General features: G+C 63.6%; 7 protein-coding genes and 1 pseudogene. 1 reads left to right on the top strand and 7 read right to left on the bottom strand.

Annotated elements, in window-relative coordinates; genetic code table 11:
* Positions 1-127: 127 nt before the first annotated feature.
* From CQ12_RS08620 to CQ12_RS08605, 4 genes are all read right to left on the bottom strand, one after another.
* Positions 128-940 (bottom strand): enoyl-CoA hydratase, encoded by an 813-nt coding sequence (locus tag CQ12_RS08620; protein WP_057834886.1) that lies wholly within the window; start codon positions 938-940, stop codon positions 128-130.
* Between the two features lie 122 nt (positions 941-1,062).
* Complete coding sequence (locus CQ12_RS08615; RefSeq protein WP_057834885.1) at positions 1,063-1,863, bottom strand: glutamine amidotransferase; 801 nt, start codon at positions 1,861-1,863, stop codon at positions 1,063-1,065.
* Positions 1,864-2,027: 164 nt separating this feature from the next.
* Positions 2,028-2,807, bottom strand: a complete 780-nt coding sequence (locus CQ12_RS08610) for an SDR family NAD(P)-dependent oxidoreductase (protein ID WP_057834884.1) — start codon at positions 2,805-2,807, stop codon at positions 2,028-2,030.
* A gap of 236 nt (positions 2,808-3,043) precedes the next feature.
* The gene (locus CQ12_RS08605; RefSeq protein ID WP_057834883.1) at positions 3,044-3,550 is read right to left on the bottom strand and encodes a tellurite resistance TerB family protein; all 507 of its coding nucleotides are present in this window, start codon (positions 3,548-3,550) and stop codon (positions 3,044-3,046) included.
* Between the two features lie 353 nt (positions 3,551-3,903).
* Between CQ12_RS08605 and CQ12_RS08600 the strand changes: the two genes are divergently transcribed.
* Positions 3,904-4,380 (top strand): cupredoxin domain-containing protein, encoded by a 477-nt coding sequence (locus tag CQ12_RS08600; protein WP_057834882.1) that lies wholly within the window; start codon positions 3,904-3,906, stop codon positions 4,378-4,380.
* 170 nt (positions 4,381-4,550) lie between these two features.
* On the opposite strand, the gene CQ12_RS08595 is transcribed toward CQ12_RS08600, so the two are convergent.
* The 3 genes and pseudogenes from CQ12_RS08595 to CQ12_RS46185 all read right to left on the bottom strand — a co-directional run.
* Complete coding sequence (locus tag CQ12_RS08595) at positions 4,551-5,960, bottom strand: adenylate/guanylate cyclase domain-containing protein (protein ID WP_057834881.1); 1,410 nt, start codon at positions 5,958-5,960, stop codon at positions 4,551-4,553.
* 203 nt (positions 5,961-6,163) lie between these two features.
* On the bottom strand, positions 6,164-7,549 hold the full coding sequence (locus tag CQ12_RS08590) for a cytochrome P450 (RefSeq protein WP_057834880.1): 1,386 nt from the start codon (positions 7,547-7,549) through the stop codon (positions 6,164-6,166).
* Between the two features lie 140 nt (positions 7,550-7,689).
* Positions 7,690-8,097, bottom strand: a pseudogene (locus CQ12_RS46185) (hydrolase); the annotation flags it as partial.

Genomic DNA, 8,097 nt, shown 5'->3' with positions numbered 1-8,097 from the left:
AAGCTACGGCTCGGCAAGCCTGCCGTGTCCCATCGTAGCGAAGCAGGCGAAGGCTGCCGCGGCGTAGCCCGAAGGGCGAAGCCGGGCCTCGGCGACCCCACCCGCCGTTACCCCTTCCAAAGCCCCCTCACTTCCCTGTAAACCTTGGCGGCCGTTTCTCCACAAAGCTCGCCACCCCCTCGCGGAAATCGCTTCCCTTGAGCGCGATCTGCATTTCGCGGTTGGCGTCGATGGTGGCTTCGGCCAGCGTCTGGAACGGCACGTCGTAGAGCTGGCGCTTGATCACCGAAATGGCGCTGGGCGAGACGAAATCGGCGAGATCGCGCGCGTAGGCGTAGGTCTGCTCGCGCAACTGCTCCGGCGGATAGAGCCGGTTGACCAGCCCGATCCGCAGCGCCTCCTCGCTTCCGACCCGCCGCGCGGACATCAGAAGATCCAGCGCATTGGCGTGACCGACGATGCGCGGCAGCATCCAGCTGATGCCGTGCTCGGCAATCAGCCCGCGGCGCGCGAACGAGGTGGTGAGGACGGTGTTGTCGGCGGCAAAGCGCAGGTCGCAATAGAGCGCGTGGACCAGGCCGATGCCGGCGGTAGCGCCGTTGAGCATGCCGATCACGGGTTTCGGGATTGCCGGATAGTAGGCGTACCGCGTCTGCCAGTCCGCCCGACGGTTCATGTCGAACGGCGGATTGTTCTCGCCGCGGCGGATCTCGCTGGGATCGATGGCCTTCAGGGCCTCCATGTCCGCGCCCGCGCAAAACGCGCGACCGGCGCCGGTGAGGATGATGACGCGGACATTGTCGTCGCCGGCCGCCGCCTCCATCGCGTGGCGGACGTCGCGCTCCATGGTCGCGGTCCACGCATTCATGCGGTCGGGCCGGTTGAGCGTGATGGTCGCGATCTTGTCGCTCACCTCGTAGAGAATATGCTGATAGGTCACGGCGATCTCCCTGTTGATTTCTTATTGGCGCTTGGCGCGCGAGCCCTACGGCCGCTCCAACTCTATCACATCGGAGATTTTTGAAAGACGTTCGAAACGCGCGGGAGAATTCCGCGTGGCGGCTATTCGGCGGCTTCCAGCATGACACCGTGCGGCACGCGCGCGATCCAGCCCGCGATGAAATTCTTCAACCAGGCACGTTCGGCCACGTCGTGCACCGCGCGGCCTTCGAAGTGAAGGTGACGCGGCTGCGCGCCCGGCGAATCCATGCGCACGCATCCGCGCGTGGTCCAGCGATGCATCATGGCGTAGGTGACGTCGGGATGAAACTGCAGGCCGAACGCATGACCGTGCTGAAACGCCTGCACCGGAAAGTCGTCGCCTTCGGCAAGCAGCTCGGCGCCGCCAGGCAACTGAAATCCTTCGCCGTGCCAATGATAGACGTGCGCCGGCCAATCGGGGCAGAGCGCGTGTCCGGCCGCCGTTGGGCGGATCGGATAGTAGCCGACCTCGACCCGGCCCTCATGATGCGGCGCGACCTTTGCGCCCAACTGTTTGGCAAGCATCTGCGCGCCCAGGCAGATGCCGAGAAACGGCCGCTGCTCGCGCAGGGGAATTTCGATCCAGTCGATCTCGCGGCGGACGTAATCGTCGGAATCGTTGGCGCTCATCGGGCCGCCGAAGATGACGGCGCCGGCATGCTGCTCGAGCGTTGCCGGCAGGGGATCGCCGAACCGCGGACGCCTGATGTCGAGGGGGTAACCGAGGGCGCGCAAGGCATTGCCGACACGGCCCGGCGTCGAAGTCTCCTGGTGCAGGACAATCAGGACCGGCTTGAGCGGCGCCAGGTCAGTCGCACCCAACGCGCGTCGGCCCGGAAAGGGCAGCACGTTTTGGTGACCACTGTACGACCGGAACGACATCGACGTTGCTCAGGTGCCTCGAATCGAAACCATACCTAAGTGAGTCTTAATTTCGCGTGAGTTCACGCACACAGCAAAAATCTAAGCAAACCGCGGGCCAGACGCGCTCAGGCGCCCGATCGCGGCGCGAACGGGCCGGGACACCGGAAAAACCCGGGATTTCTTCAGCGCTGGCGAAGCTGGAGACGGCCGACTGCCCCAAGGATGAAGGAGCGCGGGAATAGCCTGAGCAGGAATGGCACGATCTTGATGCCGAGACCGGGCATCACTGCACGTTTGTTAGCCATCAATCCGCGATAGGCCTGCTGCGCGACGTCTGCCGGCAAGACCTTGAGAACCGCCGAATCGAATCCGGGCCGGAATCCGGCGCGCGCCTGGAATTCCGACGGCACCGGCCCGGGACACAGCACCGTCACACGCACGCCATGCGGCGCTAGTTCGGCGCGCATCGCTTCCGTGAACGACAGCACATAGGCCTTGGTGGCGTAATAGACCGCCATGCCCGGGCCCGGCAGAAAGCCCGCAATCGAGCCGACGTTCAGAAGTCCGCCGCGGTTGCCGATCAACTGGTCCGAAAACCGTAGCGACAGATCGGTCAGCGCGCGGATGTTGACGGCGATCATGTCGAGCTGGTCGGCGCGGTCGCGCTGCACCGCCTTGCCGAACAATCCAAAACCCGCGTTGTTGACGACGTATTCGACCTCCACGCCGGATGCTGCCAATGCCTCGGCAATCTTGTCGCCGCAGTCCGGCTCGACGAGGTCGCAGGGAATGACGATCGGAGCCTTGCCGCCTGCCGCTGTGATCTCAGTGGCCAGCGCCGTCAGGCGATCGGCGCGCCGCGCCACCAGCGCCAGACGATGGCCGTGGGATGCAAAAACGCGCGCCAGTTCGGTGCCTATTCCGGCCGATGCACCGGTAATCAGCGTCACACGCTCGGTCACGATGGAATGCTCTTGAAATCAATTGCAGATGGTAGCGATTAGCTGCCGAACGAGAGCATAGGCGCGCGGTGTGGCGCAAGCCACGTGCATGGCATATGCCCATGCGCGGCTACGTGCTCCGGCAATTGAACCTCAATAGTTTCAGACGCATCGCATATCTTCGCGGCTGATCGCGCGGCACATTAAAGTTTCGTCATCTGCGCATAAGAGAGCGCGCACGATGGCGCCATCGGCCGTCACGTCGCGGCGGCAGCCGTTTTAGAAACGCTGTCGGACGAGTCTGCCTGCCGCTGCTCGGCCACCTTGTGTTTCAGATCGATCCGGTCACGTGATGAAATGCCGAGCAGATCGGCCGCACGCCAGACGACATTGTCCTCGAATTCGCTGACCTGGCCGTCGGCGTATACCAGTTCCCACATCATCTCGATGATGCGGAGCCGGCCCTCCTCATTCACCGAGCGCATGATGACGCTGGTGAAACGATAGAGATCCACCGCCTCGCCTTCGGCCCGCGTCGCCGAGGCGATCAGATGATCCGCCTTGCCGGGATCGAGCTTGAAGCGGCTCTCGATCAGGGAGTGCAGTTTGCGCTTCTCGGCCGCGCTCGGCTCGCCATCGAGCGAGACGACGTGAACCAGCAGCGCGGTCGCCGCGAGCAGATAGCCGGTGTCGTCGAATGCGAGATCCGTATCCGCGCTGGGCGCAACGATGTCGGCAATGAATTGGCGCAGTCCGTCGAGCATCACTCTACCTTGCAAAATTCGAAGAAGCCGTTCGGCGAATATGGGTTGAAGCTTTGATCTTCGCAATCCGCGCGACGCGTGACGGACAATGCAAGCAGATTAAATCCGCGTCACGTTGAAGGTAGCGGAAAACTTCTGCGCGAAACCTGGGCAGCGCCCACGACCACCGCGCATCCTGTTAAGTCGAGGCCGACAGGCGTCGGTTCAAAGCACGCAACCTCGCCGCCTCCGGAAGGAAGGCAGCCGGTTGCGCGATTCGCCGCAGGAAGCAGGGCAATATGTAATTGCAAGTCATTCGCATTTGCATTAAGAATGAACTAGTTGTTTCAACAAGAGATTTCGGGGGAACGTACATGACCATCTTCCGCTTCGCGCTTGGCGCGGCCGTTGTGTGTGGAATTGCTTCCGGGGCCGCGCTTGCGGCAGGTGACCTGTCGCGGCAGACGCCGATCGAGGTGACGGTCGATCTCGGCTCGCCCGGCAAACACGAATTCGCGCCGAAGCAGCTCAAGCTGGAAACCGGCAAGCTCTACAAGCTGATCCTGCGCAATGCGAGCAACGACCCGCATTACTTCACCTCGCACGCGTTCTCGCAGATGGTGTTCACGCGCAAGGCCCAGGTGACGCAGCAGCAGAACGGCAAGACCGTCACCCTCGCCGAATTCAAGGGCCCGATCCGCGAGGTCGAGGTCTATCCGGGACAATCCGCCGAATGGTGGCTGGTGCCGGTCGCCGCCGGCCGCGTCAACGATCTCCGCTGCGACATCAAGAGCAGCGACGGCAAAACCCACGCCGAACTCGGCATGGTCGGCGAGATCGTGATCGAGTAGCGCGAAGCGCGTCTGGCAGGCTTCCAGGACGACGGGAAGATCGGAGCCAGCTCTTTCCTCGTCATTGCGAGCGAAGCCAAGCAATCCACGTCTCGGCGCGGGGATAGATGGATTGCTTCGCTGTGCTCGCAATGACGGGCGGAGATAGCTTCACAAGCTATCGAGTAGAACTACGGTATCTCGTACACCACCACCTTATCGGCGATGCCACGCAGCGCGGCTTCCTTCTGGATCGGCCTGATCGCCTCTTTCTCCAGGATGGTGGCGACGGCCGGCGATTCTCTCACCGGCCCGGTAATGTGGATTTCCTGCGAGGTCGACAGGCTCTGCACGCGCGAAGCGATATTGACGGTCTGCCCGAAATAGTCCTGCCGCTCGTTCAGCATCACCGCCAGGCAGGGGCCCTCGTGGATGCCGATCTTGACGATCAGATCCTCACGGCCTCGCTCGGCATTCAGCGCTGCCATCGCCGCCCGCATGCGCAGGCCCGCGACGATCGCATGTTCCGGCCGGATGAACGTCGCCATCACGGCATCGCCGATCGTCTTCACGACCGCGCCCTTCTCGGACGCGATGATTTCGAGCAGCGCATGGAAATGCGCCCGCACCAGGTCGAAGGCGGCGAGATCGCCGACGCGCTCATAGAGCGCAGTGGAGCCCTTGAGATCCGTGAACAGGAAGGTCAGCGAGGTGATCTTCAGCCGCTGATCGACGTTGAGATTGTCCGCCTTGAACACGTCGCGAAACGTCTGGTTCGACAGCATCCGCTTGGCGGTCAGGATCGGCTTGCGCTTGCCGAGAAGCTCATGAAGCGTGTCGTTGGCGATCCAGACCGCGGGCAGCACGCGCGTATCGGTCTGGTTCTCCAGCGACAGCCGCAACGGTCCCGGGCGCATCACCGTCGAGCCCGTCGGCGCATGCAGCTTGTTGAAGACGATCGAAAATTGCTGCCGCTCGCGGGTTGGCTCGCCCTGGACGTCGAAGAAGTGAGCCGAATGCGTCACCGGCTCGAACACGATCACGAACTGATTGGGCAGTTGCAGCGACAGCACCGCCTTTTCGCCCGCCGGCAGTTCGATGGCCTCGAGCGAGACCTCGTCGATCAACCGATTGATCGATTCCTCGCTCAGGTCCATCCCCGAGCTCCAGAACATCTGGCGGTTATATTCCCAGATCGGCAGCGTGTTGGGATCGTGCGCGGCGATCCGCCTGACGCGCGGGCTGACGGTGAACGCGACCTCGACGCGGTCGTCGACGGAAGCCTCATAGCCCTGCGCGCACAGCGCGCAATTATAGTCGTCGTGGCGCAGCGATTTCAGCGTGTTGTGCGCGCCGAGCACGCCGCCACAGCCGGGGCACAGCACATTCCAGGTGAGATCGAACAGCCCGAGCCGCGCCGAATGCAGGAAGGCCGAAATCACCTTTTCCTCGTCGAGCCCGTAGCGCGCAGAAAAATCCAGGAGGTTGATGCGATTGAGGTCGCGGTCCTCGCCCTTGGCGATCAGTTGCGAGATGGCGTCGACGACCGCGGGATCGGCAGTCTGCTTCAGGACTGAGAACTGGGCCTGGGTATCGCTCATGCTGACAACCTAGTCCTACTCTGTCACAAGCCCTTCACGGTGAGGAGCGCGAAGCGCGTCTCGCGCGTTCCTCAGGATGAGGGGGTTGAGCGGTTATGATGCTGCAGAACTAGATGACGCTACGGGACCAACTCCGCAAGGTGCTCCGTCCTTTCAGGCGCGTTTTCCCGGCGCGAACCGGCAATCCGCCGATCAACAAAATACTACCGGGGCGTGATGGAAAACAGCGGCGAACGGCTGGGCTGTGTCGTCACCACGCCGATCGGCATCACCGGTTCCTTGTCGACGAGCGTGACGCGAAACGCGCCGATCATCTTCGCCAACGCCAGCGTGGCTTCTACCAACGCGAAATGCGCGCCGATGCAGACGCGGGCGCCGACGCCGAACGGCAGGTAGGCGAAGCGGTCGGGCGGCGTGCCGGTCATGAAACGCTGTGGGATGAAGGCGTTCGGATCGCGCCACAATTTTTCGTGCCGGTGCAATATCCAGGGCGCAATCAGGATGACGTCGTTCTTCTTGACCGGCAGGCCCGCAATCGTATCCGGTGCGATCGCCGCGCGTGCGATCAGGAACGCAGGCGGATAAAGCCGCATGGTCTCATCCATCACCGCGCGGGTGAATTTCAACTTGTCGATATCGAGCGCACCGTTGACCGTTGCGTCCTGCACCTCCGTTGCCACCTGCTCCTGCGTGGCGGGATCGAGCGCGAGAAGATAGAGCGCCCAGAACAGCGCGGTCGCCGTCGTCTCATGGCCGGCGAGAATCATGGTCGCGACCTGGTCGCCGAGTTGCTCGTCGGTGAAGGCCTCGCCGGTCTCCGGATCGCGGGCATCGCCCATCAGGTCGAACAGGTCACGCGCCGGCGCGCCCGCCGCTTTGCCGGCGGCGCGGCGCTCGGCCATCAGCATGCCGACGAATGCGGTCCAGCGCTTGCGGAAGCGGGCGCGCGAAATGTCCTGCGGGCTCGGCCAGCTCAGCGGCAGCAGCATATCGAGGAAATGCGGGTGCGCGAGCCGCTCGCCATATTCGATCACGAAATCGCGCAAGGCCGCGCCGTGACGGTCCATGGTGAACGAGAACATGGTGCGACCGGCGATCTCGAGCGCCATCCGCTGCATTGCCTCGCGCAAATCGACGGGAGCGTTGCTGGCGGCCCGGAGCTTGGCGACCGTCTCGTCGGTCGCCGCCAGCATGTGCGGAACCAGCGGCGTCACTGCGCGCGGCGTGAACGCCGGCGCCAGCGTGCGGCGCTGATGTTTCCACGCCCGCCCTTCCGCGATCAGAAGGCCGTTGCCCAGAATCGGCCGCAGCACCCGGATGCCGACCGGCGTGCGCGTATAGTTTTCGTAATTGTCGACCAGCACATGCTTGATCGCATCCGGTATGTTGAGAATGAACGTGCTGCGCCCGAAGAAGCGGCCCTGGACGATATCGTCCTCATAGGCCCGACGGCCCCAACTGCCGATCGGACTTTCGCGGATCGCCCTCATCCGCCCGAACACTGTCATGTCGTCCGGCGCCCGGGGCGGGCTCGGCGGCACCAGCGGTGATCGCGCCACCGGCACGTCGTAGACTCCGGCAATGCTCATGGGTGCCTGTCCCGTAGCCCGGATGAGCGAAGCGATATCCGGGAGTGTGCCAAGCCCCGCATATCGCTGCGCTCATGCGGGCTACGATCCGTATCTATGTTCTGATCCAGGCGCCGCAAAGGCGCACTGGTCGGCAAAAGCTAATAAGTCAGTTCGGCAATCGCAATCCGGTTTTCCGAGGCCGGCCAGGCGCGCGCCACGATTCGTTCTGTATTGAACATCGCTACCACCGGGCGGCCAACCTCCTCAGGCGGAAGCCGCAACGTCGTCACCGCATCGGTCGGCACACCGGATTTCACATCTTTCGGCTCGTTGCCGTCGATCAGCACCACGTCGCGCGGCAGGCCGAAATAGCCGCGCGGGCGCGACATCAGCACCACGGCGCCCGCGCCGGCGTCGGCCGGCCCGAGCGGACGCGCCGCGCGCAGATTGACGACATCGGAGGAGCGCGGAAACGGCGAGCGATAAATGTGGGTCGTCGGCGAACCGGCCGACGTCAGCACGATTTCGAGGCACCATGTCGGCTCGACCTGCGCCGGACCCCAGCG

It is taken from the genome of Bradyrhizobium jicamae, from assembly GCF_001440395.1.
In the GTDB taxonomy this organism is placed as follows: domain Bacteria; phylum Pseudomonadota; class Alphaproteobacteria; order Rhizobiales; family Xanthobacteraceae; genus Bradyrhizobium; species Bradyrhizobium jicamae.
The sequence above is the reverse complement of the archived record's forward strand: the minus strand, read 5'-3'. Positions and strand labels throughout refer to the sequence as shown.

Excerpts from the sequence above, each read along its gene's own strand:
- CQ12_RS08590 (WP_057834880.1), bottom strand. The coding sequence starts at position 7,549 with ATGAGCATTGCCGGAGTCTACGACGTGCCGGTGGCGCGATCACCGCTG.
- CQ12_RS08615 (WP_057834885.1), bottom strand. The coding sequence starts at position 1,863 with ATGTCGTTCCGGTCGTACAGTGGTCACCAAAACGTGCTGCCCTTTCCG.
- CQ12_RS08600 (WP_057834882.1), top strand. The coding sequence starts at position 3,904 with ATGACCATCTTCCGCTTCGCGCTTGGCGCGGCCGTTGTGTGTGGAATT.
- CQ12_RS08595 (WP_057834881.1), bottom strand. The coding sequence starts at position 5,960 with ATGAGCGATACCCAGGCCCAGTTCTCAGTCCTGAAGCAGACTGCCGAT.
- CQ12_RS08605 (WP_057834883.1), bottom strand. The coding sequence starts at position 3,550 with ATGCTCGACGGACTGCGCCAATTCATTGCCGACATCGTTGCGCCCAGC.